The 17673-nt window shown below is 33.5% G+C and carries 15 protein-coding genes; 11 read left to right on the forward strand and 4 right to left on the reverse strand.

What is annotated here, in order from left to right:
- The gene (locus C8N41_RS08500) at positions 1 to 1788 is read right to left on the reverse strand and encodes a tetratricopeptide repeat-containing sensor histidine kinase (RefSeq protein WP_115838956.1); all 1788 of its coding nucleotides are present in this window, start codon (positions 1786 to 1788) and stop codon (positions 1 to 3) included.
- Between the two features lie 178 nt (positions 1789 to 1966).
- Between C8N41_RS08500 and C8N41_RS08505 the strand changes: the two genes are divergently transcribed.
- From C8N41_RS08505 to priA, 5 genes are all read left to right on the forward strand, one after another.
- Entirely contained in the window at positions 1967 to 2500 is a 534-nt protein-coding gene (locus C8N41_RS08505) for a hypothetical protein (RefSeq protein WP_115838957.1), read from the forward strand.
- Between the two features lie 33 nt (positions 2501 to 2533).
- A complete protein-coding gene (locus tag C8N41_RS08510; protein ID WP_092443863.1) occupies positions 2534 to 2971 on the forward strand; it encodes a hypothetical protein in 438 nt (145 codons plus the stop codon).
- Between the two features lie 23 nt (positions 2972 to 2994).
- Positions 2995 to 3876 carry a tetratricopeptide repeat protein gene (locus C8N41_RS08515; protein ID WP_115838958.1) on the forward strand — a complete coding sequence of 294 codons (882 nt, stop codon included), beginning with the start codon at positions 2995 to 2997 and terminating at the stop codon, positions 3874 to 3876.
- 136 nt (positions 3877 to 4012) lie between these two features.
- Positions 4013 to 4438, forward strand: coding sequence for a DUF2147 domain-containing protein (locus C8N41_RS08520; protein ID WP_115838959.1), 426 nt, complete (start codon positions 4013 to 4015; stop codon positions 4436 to 4438).
- Positions 4438 to 6891: a replication restart helicase PriA gene (gene priA / locus C8N41_RS08525; RefSeq protein WP_092443857.1), complete on the forward strand. Its 2454-nt coding sequence runs from the start codon at positions 4438 to 4440 to the stop codon at positions 6889 to 6891. Before C8N41_RS08520 ends, priA begins: the two co-directional genes overlap by 1 nt.
- 106 nt (positions 6892 to 6997) lie before the next feature.
- Here the strand turns inward: priA and C8N41_RS08530 are convergent, their stop codons facing one another.
- On the reverse strand, positions 6998 to 7693 hold the full coding sequence (locus tag C8N41_RS08530; RefSeq protein ID WP_092443855.1) for a LytR/AlgR family response regulator transcription factor: 696 nt from the start codon (positions 7691 to 7693) through the stop codon (positions 6998 to 7000).
- Positions 7694 to 7892: 199 nt separating this feature from the next.
- On the opposite strand from C8N41_RS08530, the gene rpsF reads away from it, so the two are divergent.
- From rpsF to C8N41_RS08555, 5 genes are all read left to right on the forward strand, one after another.
- On the forward strand, positions 7893 to 8243 hold the full coding sequence (rpsF, locus tag C8N41_RS08535) for a 30S ribosomal protein S6 (protein ID WP_092443854.1): 351 nt from the start codon (positions 7893 to 7895) through the stop codon (positions 8241 to 8243).
- The gene (gene rpsR / locus C8N41_RS08540; RefSeq protein WP_172837628.1) at positions 8243 to 8542 is read left to right on the forward strand and encodes a 30S ribosomal protein S18; all 300 of its coding nucleotides are present in this window, start codon (positions 8243 to 8245) and stop codon (positions 8540 to 8542) included. Before rpsF ends, rpsR begins: the two co-directional genes overlap by 1 nt.
- Before the next feature lie 12 nt (positions 8543 to 8554).
- The gene (gene rplI / locus C8N41_RS08545) at positions 8555 to 9016 is read left to right on the forward strand and encodes a 50S ribosomal protein L9 (RefSeq protein ID WP_115838960.1); all 462 of its coding nucleotides are present in this window, start codon (positions 8555 to 8557) and stop codon (positions 9014 to 9016) included.
- Positions 9017 to 9128: 112 nt separating this feature from the next.
- Positions 9129 to 10001 (forward strand): glycerophosphodiester phosphodiesterase family protein, encoded by an 873-nt coding sequence (locus C8N41_RS08550; RefSeq protein ID WP_115838961.1) that lies wholly within the window; start codon positions 9129 to 9131, stop codon positions 9999 to 10001.
- Positions 10002 to 10145: 144 nt separating this feature from the next.
- Positions 10146 to 10628: a DUF6495 family protein gene (locus C8N41_RS08555; RefSeq protein WP_092443848.1), complete on the forward strand. Its 483-nt coding sequence runs from the start codon at positions 10146 to 10148 to the stop codon at positions 10626 to 10628.
- Positions 10629 to 10796: 168 nt separating this feature from the next.
- Here the strand turns inward: C8N41_RS08555 and C8N41_RS08560 are convergent, their stop codons facing one another.
- The gene (locus tag C8N41_RS08560) at positions 10797 to 12038 is read right to left on the reverse strand and encodes an ABC transporter permease (RefSeq protein ID WP_115838962.1); all 1242 of its coding nucleotides are present in this window, start codon (positions 12036 to 12038) and stop codon (positions 10797 to 10799) included.
- 279 nt (positions 12039 to 12317) lie between these two features.
- On the opposite strand from C8N41_RS08560, the gene hisS reads away from it, so the two are divergent.
- The gene (gene hisS / locus C8N41_RS08565) at positions 12318 to 14018 is read left to right on the forward strand and encodes a histidine--tRNA ligase (RefSeq protein ID WP_115838963.1); all 1701 of its coding nucleotides are present in this window, start codon (positions 12318 to 12320) and stop codon (positions 14016 to 14018) included.
- Positions 14019 to 14077: 59 nt separating this feature from the next.
- On the opposite strand, the gene C8N41_RS08570 is transcribed toward hisS, so the two are convergent.
- Complete coding sequence (locus C8N41_RS08570) at positions 14078 to 17329, reverse strand: LamG-like jellyroll fold domain-containing protein (protein WP_115838964.1); 3252 nt, start codon at positions 17327 to 17329, stop codon at positions 14078 to 14080.
- Between the last annotated feature and the right edge of the window lie 344 nt (positions 17330 to 17673).

Below are 17673 nucleotides of genomic sequence, written 5' to 3' on the forward strand. Positions count from 1 at the left end.
TTAAAACGCAAATTGTATAGGAAGTGAAACATCTATTCTGGTACCTTCAGATTTATCTGTAATAGCTACTCTACCATTAGTGTTTTTTAGTTTATTTATAATTTCAATTCTATTTTTGGTAATCGCCATTCCCATTGATTTATTGTCATCATTAGTGTTATTTGAAATCGATTTTTTTCGACCAATACCATTATCATCTACGCTACAAATGAGCATGTTATTTTCCATTTTAAATGAAATTTTGAGAAGACCTGGAGTATCCTTTTGAGATAAACCATGTATTATACTGTTTTCAATAAACGGCTGAAGTATCATTGGTGGAACTAAGATGTTGTCTGCATCGAGATCTTTAGCGACCTCAATTGTATATTCAAATTTATCATTAAAACGTTTGCGCTCAATATCCATATAGGTCTTCAGTAGTGCTATATCATCACTTAAAAGAATTTCTTTTTTTTCAGAATTTTCTAATGTAAGTCGCATCAGTTTTGCAAATTTACTTAAGTAGTTACTTGCCGATTGCGTATCGTTTTTTAGAATATAATCTCCTATAGAGTTTAAAGAATTAAAAATAAAATGCGGATTCATTTGCGAACGTAGCGCTTTTAATTCTGTATCCGAAACCTTAGCATTAAACTCTGCTTCTTTAGATTTTGATACGGCTTCTTGCTTTCTTCTGTATAATACAAATCCAATTAAAGTGGCTATAAGAAGTCCAGAGCCACCTATAATCGAAGCGTTTTTAATAGATTTTTGACGTTCAATTTCTATTTCAGAAATTGCTTTATGTTTATCGGCTTCGTACTGAATTTCTTTTCGAGATATTTCGAGCTTACGATCGGCATTTATAAGACTATCTCTTAAAACAATATGTTTTTTGTAGGTGTTAAAGGCGTTTTTGTAATCTCTTTTTTCAAGATACACATGTGCTAAAGTTTCTAAAGCCGCATTTTTTGTAGCCAAACTATTTAAGGCTTCATGTAATTTTAAACTATTAAGGGCATAATATTCTGCTTTTTCAATGTCCTTATTTTGTAAATAAACTTCAGCTGCATTTGTGTAAGCAGTGACACGGAGTCCTTCGATATTGTGTTTTTCTATAAGGTTTAGACTTTCTTTAGTGCTCGCTAAGGCATCTTTTAGTAATCCAACATTGGCTTGAACAATACTTAAATTAGTTTTAATATTAGCGAGGAAAATGAAATGATTATTTTGTTCCGCTCCTTTAAGTGCTTCCGTATAATAGTGCAATGCGGAGTCGAGCTGCTTTTGATCACCATAAACATTACCAATATAAAATTGAGTGCTGAATTTGCTTTTATTTTCAGGGTTTTTTAATAAGGTTTTAAAACTTTGTAAGGCTTTGTCATAGTTTTGTTGTTCGTAATTTATAAGTCCAATATTGGTAAGTACACCAACTTCATAACGCTTATAGATTTGTGCTTTTTCAAAAACATCATAACTTTTTTGGTAGTAATGTAATCCCTCTAAAGGGTCAGATAAAAAGTAGTGATTTATAATACCTAGATTGTTATAAGATATCGCAATGCCTTTTGGGTAGTTTAGCTTTTTAGAAATTTCTAATGTTTTGGTAACATATCCAGGCCATGTGGTATCTGCAGGAGTTAAGAACATTTTTCTGGCTGTATACTTGATTCTCAAATTAACATAATTGGTGTCTTGTGTTTTATAATTCTGAATAACATGCGCTAAGGAATCGAGCATTTTATTTTGAGAAAAAGAACACATCGACATGACAGCGAAACAGAAAAAGAGGAGGTTTTTCATTTACAAATTCAGTTAATAGCAGGTTAAAAGTAGTGATTTATTGTTAAAAACAAGCAACGGATTCTACGTTAATAGGTTCAAAGTCAACGATTATAGATCGGTTGTGGTTTTAATAGAGAATAATCAGTTTCTTTAAATACACAATATCATTTCTAAAATCAAAAAAATTAAAAAGCTTATGAAAACAATACTCCACACTTTAACAATCGCTTTTATTGCATTATTAATAGTGAGTTGTTCTAGCAATGACGACAGTTCAGAAGGTACTACGGTGTATGGCACTATTCAGTTATCAGGATCGGACACGTCTTCTTTAGGAAATACACTATCTGTTGGAAATATTGATGCCGATGCTTTAGATAACACAGGGACTTCAAGTTCAGTGGTGCTCTCAGATGAAAATACCAGTTTTGTAAATGGAGAGCCCAATATTAGTGATCTTCTAAACGGCTTTGTTATTGTAGCTGCTGAGTTTAGTACAACTGGTAGTGCAGATGTACAGAAGGCAATTTCTATGACAATTTTAAAAAATGGAGAAGAATTTAGTTATGTCTGTTCTACACCAGCAACTAGTGCTGCAGATAATACAGATTGTGGTACAGGTTTTAGTGTCGATAAGGTGGCAAAAGTGGTTGTTTTTGATAATACTACAGTAATTAATGTAGATACTGCTACCATTTTAACTATGGATGGTACTATTAATTACGATTAAGTAAGCATAGAAATTATTTTAAAATCATCTTTTATGAAAACAGCCAACCGATTGCCACAAGTCCTTTTAATAAGTATGATGTTGCTTTTCTTATCTCCAATACAGGGTTGGACTCAAGAAAAGCGTATAAAAAAACCAAAGCGAAAATCGAAAATAGCAAGTGTAGATAATTTTGTTAATCATTCTTTTGAATTGTATCACAAGGTATTTGTTTACGATAGTTTAATTAAGGCAGAAGTTGAAGTCCCTGTCGAAATTGAAGATGAATTAATGGAGCGCGCAGAAAGAGATGTAGATAGTCTTTGGCAAGAGGTACCAGATATTGCCGAAGATATTAGTGACGCGCCTTTTATGAGACAAGCAAAAGCCACTTTCAATTTAAATAGAACAAAAAACGCACTAAAGTTTTGCATGATGGCTGTAAAAACCTATTTCGTTGGTACTGAAGAGGACGAAGAGGAAGGTAATTAAACTACTATATAAATAATGAGGATATGAAACGAAAGGTGTTATATATGGTTGCTTTGCTAGGTTTTTATGCTGTTAGCGCACAAAGCTATAAAAACGGTTATAGAACTGATGTTTGTGCGTGTTTAGAATCTGAAAGTCTAAAGCGATCCATAACAGAAAACACATTAAAAGCATGTTTACGGAAAGTTCTGCCTAAATATGCAGATAAAATTGATGCGCAAATTGATGAACCCGATGTTAGAAAGAAATTTCAAAAAGGTCAAATAGCGCGTAGAGATTTACTCGTTGCGATGTCCTATGAATTAATTTATACCTGCGATGTCTATTTTAAACATATCGATGATCAAAGAAGAAGTACAAAACTCATTACGAGAGAAAATACTAAAAAATCCGAATTAGAAAGGTATAATCAAATGGTGGCTTTAAAACCAAACGCAATATCTTATTATATGAGGGCTCAGTTTCAGTTTAATTTAGGAAATATTAAAGAAGCTGAAGCTGATCTAAATAAAAGTTTAGAGGTTAACCCTTATAAAGAAAGTGTAAAGCACACCAGACATGAACTGTTATTGCTAGCTTGGATATATGAAGAACAAGAAAAATATACTGAAGCTGTTGGGATTTACAATAAAATTTACATGGGCTATTATGATCAAGAAGTGGCTAAACTACGTGCATTAGCTGATAGAAAAGCAGGTGGTACTGTCGCAAACGCTGCCAAAACGGAACCATCACAAACTGTAAAGGATGATAATGACACGGCACGAAGGAGAACTTTAGAAACAAATACTTCTACACAAGAAATTGAAAAAAAGCTAAGGTCCAATACTGAAAGTCGTGCAGTAAAAGTTAAAACAAAGAAAGATACAGCAACTCTGCGTAAGTTGTTAAAAATAGGAGGATAACTAGTTTAAGTAGACAATTTCTACAGTAAAAAAACAGCTATTTCGGGTTTAAGTTTTAAAAAACCATCTCAAATCGAGATGGTTTTTTAAATTAAACCCATTACATTTGAGGTATAAACTTCTAATAAAACCAAATATGAGTAAAGACACTTTAGCATTTATTATTTTGTTTATGGTGTTTTTTAACCTCTCAGCTCAGGACATTTTAGGCCAGTGGAAAACCATAGACGACAATACAGGTGATGCTAAATCTATTGTAGAAATCTATGAAGAAGATGGTGAAATTTATGGTAAAATTATAGCTGTTTTTAATCCTGAAGTAGAATTTAGAACGTGTAACGATTGTAGTGGTCCACACAAGGATCAGCCTATAGTAGGATTAGTCTTTATAGAAGGTTTAAAGCGAAATAATGACGTATATGAAGGTGGTACAATTTTAAATCCAGAAAATGGTAAAACCTATCGTTGCCGTCTTAAATTAGAAGAGGACACAGATACGCTTCAGGTTAGAGGATACCTCGCATTTTTTTACAGAACACAATATTGGAAACGCGTAAAATAATGTTACATTTTATAGACGTCATACTGCCAATTCCGCTTCAAAAAGCGTTTACTTATCATATCACTGAAGCCGAATCTAAATTTCTGGCACCAGGAATGCGTGTGGCTGTACCTTTTGGTAAAAGCAAGGTATATACGGCTTTGGTTTATAGTATTCATAAAAATCCTCCCACGGCTTATGAAGCCAAAACTATTCATCAAATTTTAGATGATACACCAGTTATCACTCCAAATCAATTAAAACATTGGGATTGGATTGCAACGTATTATATGTGTAGTTTGGGAGAAGTAATGCGAGCAGCAATGCCAAACGCATTTCTATTAGAAAGTGAAACAATTATTTCTAGAAATGAAAAAAACACGATTGAAACTTCCGAATTAAAAGATGAGGAATATTTAATTTATGAAGCGTTACAGCATCAATCATCTTTAAAGATTAACGATGTAGTGTCTATCTTAGATAGAAAACGTGTACTACCTATTATAAATGGTTTGGTAAAGAAGGGCGTTTTAAATTTACAAGAAGAACTATACGAAAAGTATACTCCAAAATTGGTGCGTTATGTTAAGTTACATCACAATCATAAATCGCAAGAAAAACTACAAGCGTTATTAAAAGAATTAAGTAGAGCGCCTAAACAACGCGAAGTGGTACTCACTTTGTTTACCATGGAAGCCTCTTTAAAACAGCCTATAAAAGTTTCGGATCTTGCGGAACGAAGTGGTGCATCAACTTCAATAATAAAAACCTTAATTGATAAGGCCATTTTAGAGGAATATCATATTCAGGTAGATAGGGTGCAGTTTGATGGTGAAGGAGATGCAGATGCAAAACATTTAAGTGACGCACAACAAGAGGCTTATCAACAAATTGAAGCCGTTTTTAAAGACAAATCGGTTGCTTTACTGCATGGTGTAACCTCTTCCGGAAAAACTGAGATCTATGTACAGCTCATTCAAAATCAACTAAATACAGGGAAACAGGTGCTCTATTTGTTACCCGAAATTGCTCTAACAACACAATTGGTAAATAGACTTCAGGATTATTTTGGTGATAAAGTTGCTGTGTTTCACTCTAGATACTCAGGGAATGAAAGGGTAGAAGTGTGGCAAAATATGTTGCTAAACACTGAAAAAGCGCAAGTTATTATCGGCGCACGTTCGTCCTTGTTATTACCTTTTAAAAACCTAGGGTTAATCATTGTAGATGAGGAGCATGAGTCTTCCTATAAACAATTCGATCCGGCACCACGATATCATGCCAGAGATGCTGCCATTGTTTTGGCGCATATGTTTCAGGCCAAAACACTATTAGGATCTGCAACTCCAAGTTTAGAGAGTTATTTTAATGCCAGCCAGGGAAAATATGGATTGGTGGAATTAAATACACGTTACAATAATGTGTTAATGCCAGATATTGAATTGGTCGATTTAGCCGATAAGTACAAGCGGAAACGCATGAAAGGGCATTTTAGCGATCGATTAATTGAAGAGATGACAGAAACTTTAGAAGAAGGGTTTCAAATTATATTATTTCAAAATCGTCGTGGGTTTTCTCCCATTATTGAGTGTACCACTTGCGGCACTTCTCCTCAATGTCCCAATTGCGACGTTAGTTTAACTTATCACCAATACAGAGATCAGTTGCGTTGTCACTATTGTGGTTATAACTCTGCAATGCAAAAAAGTTGTCAGGCCTGCGGAAATGCTACATTAGATACTAAAGGTTTTGGTACTGAACAAATAGAAGAAGAGGTTAAGGTGTTATTTCCTGAAAAGAAAGTAGCACGAATGGATTTAGATACTACACGAGGTAAATACGGTTTCGATAAAATAATCAACAGTTTTGAACAACGTGAAATAGATATTTTAGTAGGAACACAGATGCTTACAAAAGGTCTCGACTTTAGGTTTGTAAAATTAGTTGGCATTATGAATGCCGATAATTTATTGAATTTTCCAGACTTTAGAGCCCATGAACGTAGTTATCAATTAATGGCTCAAGTGTCTGGTAGAGCAGGACGAACAGATTTACGTGGAAAAGTATTAATTCAAACCTATAATCCGCATCATAATATTTTGCAACAAGTGTCTACCAATTCATATAAAGAGATGTATGCCGAGCAAATGAATGAACGCTATAATTATAAGTATCCACCGATTTACCGATTAATTAAAATTACGTTTAAGCACAAAGATTACAACCGTGTTAATTTAGCTGCAGATTGGTATGCTAAATCATTAAGGCAACTTTTTAAAGCCAATGTTTTAGGACCTGAGTTTCCACCAGTATCTCGTATTAGAAATTTGTACCATAAAAATGTGTTGGTAAAGATTCCTCAAAAACAATCGTTGGTAAAAACAAAAGAAGCCATTCAAAAAATAGATAATAGTTTTAATGCTATTAAAGATTTTAGACCTGTGAGAGTAGTTATTAATGTCGATAATTATTAAGCCTCATTAAGTCTTTCACTTATTTAACTAAAAAATCCCAAGCCTTTAAGTACTTGGGATTCTTTATAATGTATAATGTAATGTTTTGAATGTTAATGTAATGATTCTACATATTATTTAAAGCATCTACTAATTGGGTCTTTTTATTTCGACTCAATGGAATCTCATAGGCGCCAACTTCAACATTTTTACTGTTAAAGCGGTCAATCTTATCGAGATTTACAATATAAGATTTGTGGATTCTTAAGAACTTACCTTCGGGCAGCTCACTTTCAAAAGCTTTCATTGTAGATAATACAACTAAGCTGTTTTCTTCTGTGACTACTTTAACATAATCTCCAAGGGCTTCAATCCATTTAATATCCTTTATGTAAACTTTACGTTTTTTTAGGTTACTTTTTACAAAGATATGCTCACCATCAGTTTCGTTAAAATCAAGTTTTAATTTATGTTGTTCAATGGCTTTTTCTACGGCCGTATTAAAACGTTCTTTGGTAATTGGTTTCTGAAGATAATCAGTGGCATCATAATTAAATGCTTTAAAAGCATACTCAGTTTTGCCGGTAACAAAAATAATTTGGGGTTTGTTGTTGAGCACATCTAGCAACTCAAAACCGTTTAATACAGGCATCTCTATATCTAAGAAGATAAGATCAACTTTATGGGTATTAAGACCGTTTTTTGTTTCTAACGCGCTACTGTACTCTGCAATAAGGTTAAGTGAGGAATGATTCTCAATTAACTTTACTATAGAGAGGCGCTGAATCGCAGAATCATCAACAACTACACAGTTTAAAGTCATAACATTATTAATTTTAGGTTAAGATATCGACAATAGTACGATAATTTCGGTTAAAAAACAAATAATACCGACAAACCGTAGAATTTAACATTAATTTTATTGGGTAATTTCCTTTGATTATTTAGGCTTAAAACGTTGTCAAATATAGAAATTAGTTGTATTTTTGCAGCCGTTTTAACAATAAACAAAATTATTTATTATGAATCATTATGAAACTGTTTTCATCTTAAATCCCGTTTTATCTGAAGATCAGATAAAGGAGACAGTAAAGAAATATGAGGATTTCCTCGTTTCTAAAGGAGCTAAGATGGTATCAAAAGAAGATTGGGGACTAAAAAAGTTAGCTTACCCAATTCAAAACAAAAAAAGTGGTTTTTATCACTTATTTGAATACCAGGTATCTGGTGAAGTTATTGAGCCTTTAGAGGTTGAATTTAGACGTGACGAGCGTTTTATGCGTTACTTAACTGTGAAATTAGATAAACATGCTATTTCATGGGCTGAGAGAAGAAGAGAAAAAATGAAAGTTAAAGCAAAAGCAAAAGCGTAATTATGTCATCAATAGAACAACAAGCAAAAGGAAAAAAAGACGGTGAGATTAGATATCTTACTCCTCTTAACATAGAAACTTCTAAAACTAAGAAGTATTGTCGTTTTAAGAAATCTGGAATTAAGTATGTAGATTATAAAGATGCAGACTGGTTATTAGGTTTTGTAAACGAGCAAGGTAAATTACTACCAAGACGTTTAACAGGAACGTCTTTAAAATATCAAAGAAAAGTATCTGTGGCTGTAAAAAGAGCTAGACATTTAGCACTTATGCCATACGTTGCTGATTTATTAAAATAAAATATCATAACAATGGAACTTATATTAAAACAAGACGTTGAAAATTTAGGATTTAAAGACGATATTGTATCTGTTAAGAACGGTTATGGTAGAAACTTTTTAATTCCTCAAGGACAAGCTATTATGGCTACTGCTTCTGCTAAGAAAGTATTAGCTGAAACTTTAAAGCAAAGAGCTTACAAAGAAAAAACGATTATTGCTGATGCTGAAAAAACGGCTGAAGCTTTAAGAGGTTTAGATATTAAAATTACAGCTAAAGCTGGAACTGGTGCAACTGCTGGAGATAAATTATTTGGTTCTATCACCACAATAGATTTAGCCGCTGCATTGAAAAACGCAGGTCACGATGTTGAAAAGAAATTTATTTCTATCAATGGTGGTAACATTAAGCGTTTAGGTCAGTACGAAGCTGCAATTAGATTACACAGATCGGTAACTGTAGATTTAACTTTCGAAGTTATCGCTGACGCATAATCTTTTTATTACAAATTTTAAAAGCCGTTTAGTTTTCTAAGCGGTTTTTTTATAATTTTTTTTTAGAATCCTATCAGAACTTTAGTTGAGCTAGCATATAACCAATATTAACATGAAATATTTTCTATTAATTTTTACTTTTTGCACCTTCATTAGTTGCAAGCAATCTACAGAAACAGTTACAAGTTCTGAGATAAAGCCTTCTAAACTTATTTCAATTTTTAAAGCGTCTAATTCTAATTACCCTAATATCAGTGTGCACCGTGGTGGTAAAGGATTAAAAAATTATCCTGAAAATAGTTTAGAAACTTTAAAATATGTAAACGATAGTATATTAGCAGTCTATGAAGTGGATGTGGCACAAACTAAAGATGGACAATTGGTATTACTACACGATAAAACAATTGATAGAACAACTACTGGTACCGGAAAAGTAGATGATCTTACTTATAACGAAATAAAGCAATTTAATTTGGTAGATGATCACGGTAATGAAACTACATTTAAAATACCATTGTTCTCAGATGTGTTAGCTTGGTGTGTTAAAAACAATGTAATCCTTACCGTTGATATCAAAAAAACGGTAGGTCAAGAAGTGGTTATCGATGCTATTAAATCAGCGAATGCAGAAGATAATAGTATAATTATTACTTATAATGCGCAGCAGGCAAGTTCAGCGTATCAATTGGCTCCAGAATTATTACTGTCTGTTTCAGCGCGTAATAATGAAGAATTTGAACGTTTATTAAACGCCAAGATTCCTACGGAAAATATGTTAGCTTTTACAGGAACACGTTTATCAGAGTCGTCATTGTACCAAAGACTACACGATAATAATATTGTGTGTATGTTGGGTACCTTAGGAAACTTGGATAAAAGCGCTGCAGCTAAAGGTGAGGCTCTTTATCGTCAATGGAAAGAGAAAGGGGTAGATATTATGGCAACCGATCGACCTTTTGAAGTGTTTAAGGCGATTAATAATTAAGGTTAATTTAAGTATTTATGATTGTGATGTTGAACACCGTCAAAATATAAGTGAAAAATAGATAGTACAATAAATAATCTCTCGTATCACGTGCGAGAAGAAAAACAGATTTCCACTTCTGTGGAAACGAAATTTAGAGTTTCGATGAAATATTCAAGATTAACAAAAGAACAATTTGAAGAATTACACCAAGAATTCATCAACTTTTTAGCAACTCAGTCTATTACTGCTGACGAGTGGGAAGATATTAAAAAAAATAAACCAGAAGCAGCAGAACAAGAACTCGATGTGTTCAGTGATTTAGTCTGGTTTGGAGTATTAAGTAAAGTCAAATACTTAGAACATATTTCACCACAACAAATACACCTTTTTGAATGTAACGAAAAGAGTATGCGTTTAATTGCTATTAAAATAGATGTTAAAGATGTGGATTTTACAACTAAGGAAGGGTTTGAGTGGTTGCGAAATAATCTCTTATCTGATGCGATTGAATTTTTTAATGCTAAAAAAGACTACTCTGACGATAAGCATTTGGATATATTTAAAATGATTCAATCTGGCGCTAATATTACTAAAGGTGAATTATTTAACTACTTCGCTAATTTAATTAAAGGAAGTGGTAACTAAGTTCTAGCCATAAGATGCGCACTGTTATTGCCAACATGATTTTTTTAACCATAAGTCAGTCTTAAGTGTTGAGAGTTTGGCTTTAACCAAGCATTATGATACGTTGGTAAGCACCTTAAAATGAATAAGATTTAGTACTGTCATCTACATAAAGTTAGGCGGCAAAAATTATTCATAGCGTAACGATTCAATAGGATCTAATCTCGCTGCCTTGGTGGCAGGATATAACCCCGAAACTATAGCGACAATAAAAGCAATACTGGTGGCCCAAATCATCGCGACCCATGGTGTTGAAAATTCCAAGTCAAAGCCATTAGCAACGGCTAAACCTATTAAAATACCTAATGCGATTCCTAATAGACCGCCAAGCTGACCAATAATAATCGTTTCCATAAAAAATTGAAATGCTATAGTTTTACTCTTAGCACCAAGGGCTTTTCTTACACCGATTTCTCTAGTGCGTTCGCTTACCGAAACCAGCATAATATTCATTAAAGCAATTGTAGATCCGAAAATTGTAATAATACTAATAATCCAAGCCGCAATATACAGAGCTGCTGTGTTTTGAGCCACTTGGTTCAACAAATCATCACTACCAGTGATGCCAAAATCATTTTTTTCAATAGGATTGAGACCTCTTATATTCCTAAATGTTATTATCGCATCATCTTTTGCGGCATCGAGCATATCTCCTTTATCTACTTTGACACTGAGGTTGTAATTAATATTGGCATTCGTAAAAATAGAACGTGCTTTTTTTAAAGGCATGATCACTCTTAAATCTTGATTATTCCCAAACGTTGAACCCTTTTCTTTTAATACTCCTACCACTTTAAATTTGGAACCTCTAACACTAACAGTTTTACCAATAGGATTATCATCCGCAAATAATGCTTTGTGCAAATCGCTACCTATGACACAGACGGAGTTACCGTTCTGTGCATCAAATACATTGATAGAGCGACCGTAAGCTATTTCTAAACCAGAGTTTTCAATAAAATATTCATTAGCACCAATCACAGCGACTTCCGGATCTGTTTTTTTACTTTCATATTTTACTTCGGCTGTAGACGTTCCGAAAAAAGAAACGGCTACTTTGGTAAAAGGAAAGGTGTAATTCTCTTCAAATTCCTTAACATTTCTGTAGCTAATTACAGGATTTATTTTCTGACGCTCTCTACTGCTCTGACGTTGTGCTGTAAATTCATAACGCTGAAAATTAAAAGTATTAGAACCCATAGATAAAAAATTCCCAGTAATGGTGTTTTCTAACGCAGACACACCACTTAAAATACCCACCAAAGCCATAATGCCAATAGCGATAATTAAAACGGTTAAAATGGTTCTTAATAATTGACTTCGTATAGAGTCGAAAGCAATTCTAATAGTCTCTTTAGCTAATGAAAACATAGTTTTTTGTCGCGTTAATGGAGTTATTCTAAGTATAAGACTACTTAAGTAGCATAAAGTTACTATAAATTCTAATTATCTTAGTAAGACCTCTAAAAATTATAATATTTTTGTGATGTTATTCTCTAAACTTTACGGTTTTTAGAATAGCGTCGTACAGAGGATAGTTAAAGAGTTTTTTAGAGAAAAATATCTTGAAACCAATTGTTGTTTCAGCTATGCTTAAGATTAAAACTAAAGTTTCACTTAAAGAGACTCCCAATGTTGTGGGAGATTAATATGGCACAAAAACCGAGTATCCCAAAAGGCACCAGAGATTTTAACGCTAGCGACGTTGCAAAGCGTACTTATATTATGGAAACGATAAAAGAGCAATTTCAAATTTATGGCTTTCAACCTATTGAAACTCCAAGTTTTGAAAACTCTGATACTTTAATGGGAAAATACGGAGACGAAGGAGATCGCTTGATTTTTAAGATTTTGAATAGTGGAGACTATCTAAGTAAATACAAAGATTCAATTATAAAATTGATTTTATCAGTTTTGAAAAAGAATCAAGAGTATTTATTAAAAATGAAAGATGATATTGCTGACGAAGAAATATTAAATTTTAAAAATATTACAACTAATGAAATAAGAAAAATAGCTTCTAGCGAAATAGGAAAAATAGTAATTGAAGTACTAGGTGAGGAAAAATATGATAATAATGAAGAGAAAAATGATGATTTTTTAAATATTATTCTTAAAGAAGTTTCAACAAAAGGCGACTATTTGTTAAAGTTTATTGAATTTAATAGAGAAGAATTATATATTGAGGCAACGAAAATTTTTGAGAAACATTCTGAATTTATTGATTCAAAATATTTAAGTCCATATATTTCAGAAAAAGCCCTTCGTTACGATCTCACAGTGCCTTTTGCACGATATGTGGTGCAACACCAAAATGACATTGAATTCCCGTTTAAACGTTACCAAATTCAACCAGTTTGGCGTGCAGACCGTCCGCAAAAAGGCCGTTTTAGAGAGTTCTATCAATGTGATGCAGATGTGGTTGGTTCTAAGTCTTTGTTTCAAGAAGTAGAATTTGTACAATTATATGATGCGGTGTTTTCAGCATTAAAATTAGAAGGTGTTACCATAAAAATTAACAATCGTAAAATCTTATCTGGTATTGCAGAAGTGATTGGCGCACAAGATAAATTGATCGATTTTACAGTAGCTTTAGATAAGTTAGATAAAATTGGTGAAGATAAGGTGAAAGAAGAAATGCGAGGTAAAGGTATTTCTGAAGATGGAATAACTAAACTTCAACCTTTATTTACGTTAAAAGGCGAGTTCGGTGAGCAAATTGAAAGTTTAAAATCTATTTTAAGTGCTTCAGAAATTGGTTTAAAAGGTATTGAAGAACTCGAATTTATAAATACAGCCATTTCCAACTTAGAATTAAAAACAGCAATACTACAGCTCGATGTGACTTTAGCAAGAGGACTAAATTATTATACAGGTGCTATTTTTGAAGTGTCAGCACCACATGGAGTAAAAATGGGATCCATTGGTGGTGGTGGTCGTTATGACGATCTTACTGGGATTTTCGGACTTAAAGATATGAGTGGAGTTGGGATTAGTTTCGGACTCGATCGTATTTATTTGGTGCTAGAAGAATTAAATTTGTTTCCATCTACTATTACAGAATCTACTAAAGTACTCTTTATTAATTTTGGGCAAGATGAAGCTATGTTTAGCTTAAATGCAGTAACCAAATTAAGGCAAGCCCAAGTGAAAGCAGAATTGTTTCCAGATGCTGCGGTTTCTGGGAAGCAACGAAAAAAACAAATGAATTACGCTAACCGTCGTAACATTCCGTTTGTAGTTATTATGGGAGAAGAAGAATTAAAATCTGAAATGTATACCTTAAAAAATATGGTTTCTGGTGAGCAACAAACAGTAAATTTTGATCAACTCTTAAGCCTGTTAAAATAAAGAAAGCCTCAGCTTTTTATAAACTGAGACTTTCTAATCACTAACTAAAAACAATTAATCTAATCAACTATAATTTTCTTTGTTATTGCTGTACCTGTATTGGTTTGTAAAGTGACGATATAAGTACCTGCACTTAAATTTTGTATCGGGTATTCGGTATAACGTTGGGTTTTAATATTAGGTATGGTAGATACAGACTGGCCTAACATATTAAATACCTTCATGGTGTTTGTTCGGTGTTGGTTGGGGTTGATGACTACAATGCTGTCTATGTTATTAGCGTATAATACATCAATACCGATAAGGTTGTGGTCTTCAAGACTTAAATCTTCTTGTATTCCAAATGTTATGGCAAAGCGATTGAGATACGTTCCGCTTAGTAAGAAAATATCGTAACTACCATTTCTTAAATCATGATATATGTCAAGTTCGTTATCATGTAAATAGATATCAATAGTACTAGGTACGTTTTCTAAAGCATCTATCATTATAGAATTGATGCCATTGGTATTGGTCTTAATTCCTATGGGATAGCGTGTTGTGGTTTCTGTTTCATTACTGGCCTGAATAATATAATGGTCTTCATTAATAACCCAAAACATATCATCTATTTGTTGTTCATTCATTTCACCATCATAAGCCCAATCGATTCCAGGCGTTGCATTTTCATCTATAGTTAATAATAGCTGACGCCGAATTGTATTTACAGAACTAAAACCTATTCTAAATTTCATTCTAAGGTCTTCTAATGCCGTTGCCATGCTATTAGTGCTGTTAGAGTTTCGCATGTATACAGATTCTTGTCCCTCTTTTTTAAAGACGCGTTGTCTATTGTTAAATTGAAGTGTTCCTGTATGCTTTCCTGTTACAAAAAATCCTTGACCCACAGGAATATAACGTCCTGGTGCTTTAGTGGGCTCACCATCAGATTCTAAAAGCTGAAGACTATTGCCTTTATAGGCTGCAGCTACGGATCCAGAGTAGTTATATGTAGCATAGCCACCATCGTATTCTTGTATAGAGTGAGAACCGCCTGCCCAATGATTCCAAAAATAGAGTGTACCACTGATTAATGCAGGGCTGTTTGTACCCACATCTGGTCCATTATCTTTAATAAATTGTAATGCGTCTATGGCAGAAGGGTATGGGTTGCCCACTAAATAATCGTTATCTGGAAGTACCGATATATTAACATCACCATTGTTGGGTTGACCAGAAAACACGTAGTTCTGAGGTGTAGAAACAGAACCAGTTCCAGGTCCTTTCATAGTAAAACCTTCTCCAGGTAAAATAGAACCTGTACGTCTAATATGTTGCCATGTAGAATAGCTATTATTAGAAGCGTTGGTGTATTTCCAAATCCAATAATCAGCAATGGTAATAGGATGTGTTGGAGCTCCGTTATATCCAGAAGATGAAAAATTAATCGCTTCCGGATTGTCAGAATAGGTGCCATCTTTTAATACATCCATAATTCTAAAACTTTCCATTTCAGAATTGATCTGTTTTACTGGAGAAGACCAATAATTGTAGGTAAATGTGTCAGCAGTACCTTGTTGATCGCGTTCTATATAGCCATTGTGCAGAACATCTAAATCACTTTGTAATGTTTGTATAAGTTGTGATTCTCCTTCCAAATCTATTTTTCCTTGAAGCTTTAAGTAGTGCGAAACCGTTAAACCTTGTCCGGTAGAGGAGGAGTTTTCGCCAGTAAGCTGTAATGTATTGGCCTCAACAAATAAGGCTAAGACTGTTCTATTTTGATTATTTTGAGTTGGTAAAAACAAATTATCCATAGATAAATTGTGCGTGGTTTTTACAATATTCCAATCTATAGTGGTATTTGGATTGACAATAGAAGCTGAACCTGGAATATATTGCATGGTTCCATTTTTCCAAGTGGTTTGATTGTTCCAATCTCCATGTTCTTTTGATCTGTAAGGCAGTGGAACCGTTTCTTTATCTACGGTGAGGTTGCGTACAAGACGACCGTTATGGTGGTGATTAGAAGCATCAATAGTATTTTTAAAGGTGAAATGGCGCATAGGATAATAAGCTGCTAAATCTGACCAGAGTAAAGTCTGAATATCATTTTTGGAAATGTTTGATGTTTCTTTACCAATAACATGCCCTGAATCATTTGCTATTTCCTGATTCATCATAAAACGCAATTGTTTTTCAGTTAGGCAAGTGTTCCAAATGCGAACCTCATCGATATGACCTTTAAAATGTTGAGAAGGAACTGCGTTACCTGCAGCAGCAATATAAAGTGAGGCATCCGTTTCTATAGGAGCCGTTCTTTCGGCAGTGCTATCTAATACTCCATCAATAAAAATAGAGACTGTAGAACCATTATAAGTGACAGCAATATGATGCCATTGCTGCTCTGGTATGGAAGTATATGAAGTTAGCAATTGATTGCTATTGTTTTTCCATGTCATTTGAATCTTATGTGCAGACGTCAATGTTAAATCGAATCCTTTGGAAAAAGGCACATCCCTTTTAGAAAGTATAGACATCGTACCACTGTCTTCAGCATTATGTTTTATCCAAGCGGAAAGCGTAAAGCCATTAGGATTTAAATCCGTTGTATTTTTTGCATCGATATAGCTGTCTACACCATTAAAATAAATGGAGCGTTCTTTAATGATTTGCGGTGAAAAGCCAAAGGTGATGTATGAAGTTCTACTAAAACGATATGCTGTTTCTAAATTATGAGCCTCATTTAAAGTCATAATTCTAAAATCGACATGAGAATCAAAAGTGTCTGAATCGGAAATAAGCATATAATAATGTCCAGGTACTCCATTGTTTCTTATAATATGTTGTGGAATTTGAAGTCGAACATTTGGCACTGTGTCATCCACACGAACAAATTTCCAAATACGTTGTAAAGGCATATAAGAAACTGTTGTGTTAATTTCCGAAGAAATATCAGCACTTAAGTCGGTTGTTATAGGATAAGCGGCTGCACGTAGTTGAGCTCCGTTATTTCCCCAATATACTATAGGGTTAATGGTGTTTAAATCATTTGAATTGTGATTGTTATCGGTGTTAGGCGTAACTAAACTTACGTGTAATACATCACGAGAAGATGGTGCGTTGGTACTGTTTTCTATAGTAGACTGTAGGACGCTTGTAGTGTTATTACGATGTATTATTGATGGTTGGTGATTATAGTTAGCTAATTGAGCCCCATCTAATTCAGCACTGTATTGTGTATCAGTAATTTCTCTCTGGTTTAGCTGTTGTGCAAAACTAGAGGAGAATACCATGAGCAATAAATTAAAAATGAGTGCAATATTTTTCATCAGATTTGGGTTGGAATGAAATTATTATGGCGCTAATATAGAATAATTTTTCAATTTTCATCCACAAAACGCAAATAAATCCGACAAAATACATATTTTGTTGTGATTTTATAGTTGTAATAGTCATCCAAAGCGGAGCAAAATCGAACGTATTACTTAGTAATAATAGTAATTGGGAACATTTGGATTTGGAAAAATAAAGACTGTGTGGATTATGTTTATTTCTAATACAATATAAGCTAAAGAACATTTTTAATTATAGCAGTAAAAAATCATATTTAATTAGTCGGTTGGACAGGTGTAATGTGCTGATTGATGCGTCATTATTTTACAAAAAGTGTAAT

The sequence above is a fragment of the Winogradskyella sediminis genome (assembly GCF_003387355.1).
Classification (GTDB): domain Bacteria; phylum Bacteroidota; class Bacteroidia; order Flavobacteriales; family Flavobacteriaceae; genus Winogradskyella; species Winogradskyella sediminis.

Bases quoted from the DNA above. Each gene is read 5' to 3' on its own strand.
- rplI (WP_115838960.1), top strand. From the start codon at position 8,555: ATGGAACTTATATTAAAACAAGACGTTGAAAATTTAGGATTTAAAGAC.
- C8N41_RS08510 (WP_092443863.1), top strand. From the start codon at position 2,534: ATGAAAACAGCCAACCGATTGCCACAAGTCCTTTTAATAAGTATGATG.
- C8N41_RS08560 (WP_115838962.1), bottom strand. From the start codon at position 12,038: ATGTTTTCATTAGCTAAAGAGACTATTAGAATTGCTTTCGACTCTATA.
- priA (WP_092443857.1), top strand. From the start codon at position 4,438: ATGTTACATTTTATAGACGTCATACTGCCAATTCCGCTTCAAAAAGCG.
- C8N41_RS08555 (WP_092443848.1), top strand. From the start codon at position 10,146: ATGAAATATTCAAGATTAACAAAAGAACAATTTGAAGAATTACACCAA.
- C8N41_RS08520 (WP_115838959.1), top strand. From the start codon at position 4,013: ATGAGTAAAGACACTTTAGCATTTATTATTTTGTTTATGGTGTTTTTT.
- C8N41_RS08505 (WP_115838957.1), top strand. From the start codon at position 1,967: ATGAAAACAATACTCCACACTTTAACAATCGCTTTTATTGCATTATTA.
- C8N41_RS08550 (WP_115838961.1), top strand. From the start codon at position 9,129: ATGAAATATTTTCTATTAATTTTTACTTTTTGCACCTTCATTAGTTGC.
- rpsF (WP_092443854.1), top strand. From the start codon at position 7,893: ATGAATCATTATGAAACTGTTTTCATCTTAAATCCCGTTTTATCTGAA.
- C8N41_RS08530 (WP_092443855.1), bottom strand. From the start codon at position 7,693: ATGACTTTAAACTGTGTAGTTGTTGATGATTCTGCGATTCAGCGCCTC.
- C8N41_RS08500 (WP_115838956.1), bottom strand. From the start codon at position 1,788: ATGAAAAACCTCCTCTTTTTCTGTTTCGCTGTCATGTCGATGTGTTCT.
- C8N41_RS08515 (WP_115838958.1), top strand. From the start codon at position 2,995: ATGAAACGAAAGGTGTTATATATGGTTGCTTTGCTAGGTTTTTATGCT.
- C8N41_RS08570 (WP_115838964.1), bottom strand. From the start codon at position 17,329: ATGAAAAATATTGCACTCATTTTTAATTTATTGCTCATGGTATTCTCC.
- hisS (WP_115838963.1), top strand. From the start codon at position 12,318: ATGGCACAAAAACCGAGTATCCCAAAAGGCACCAGAGATTTTAACGCT.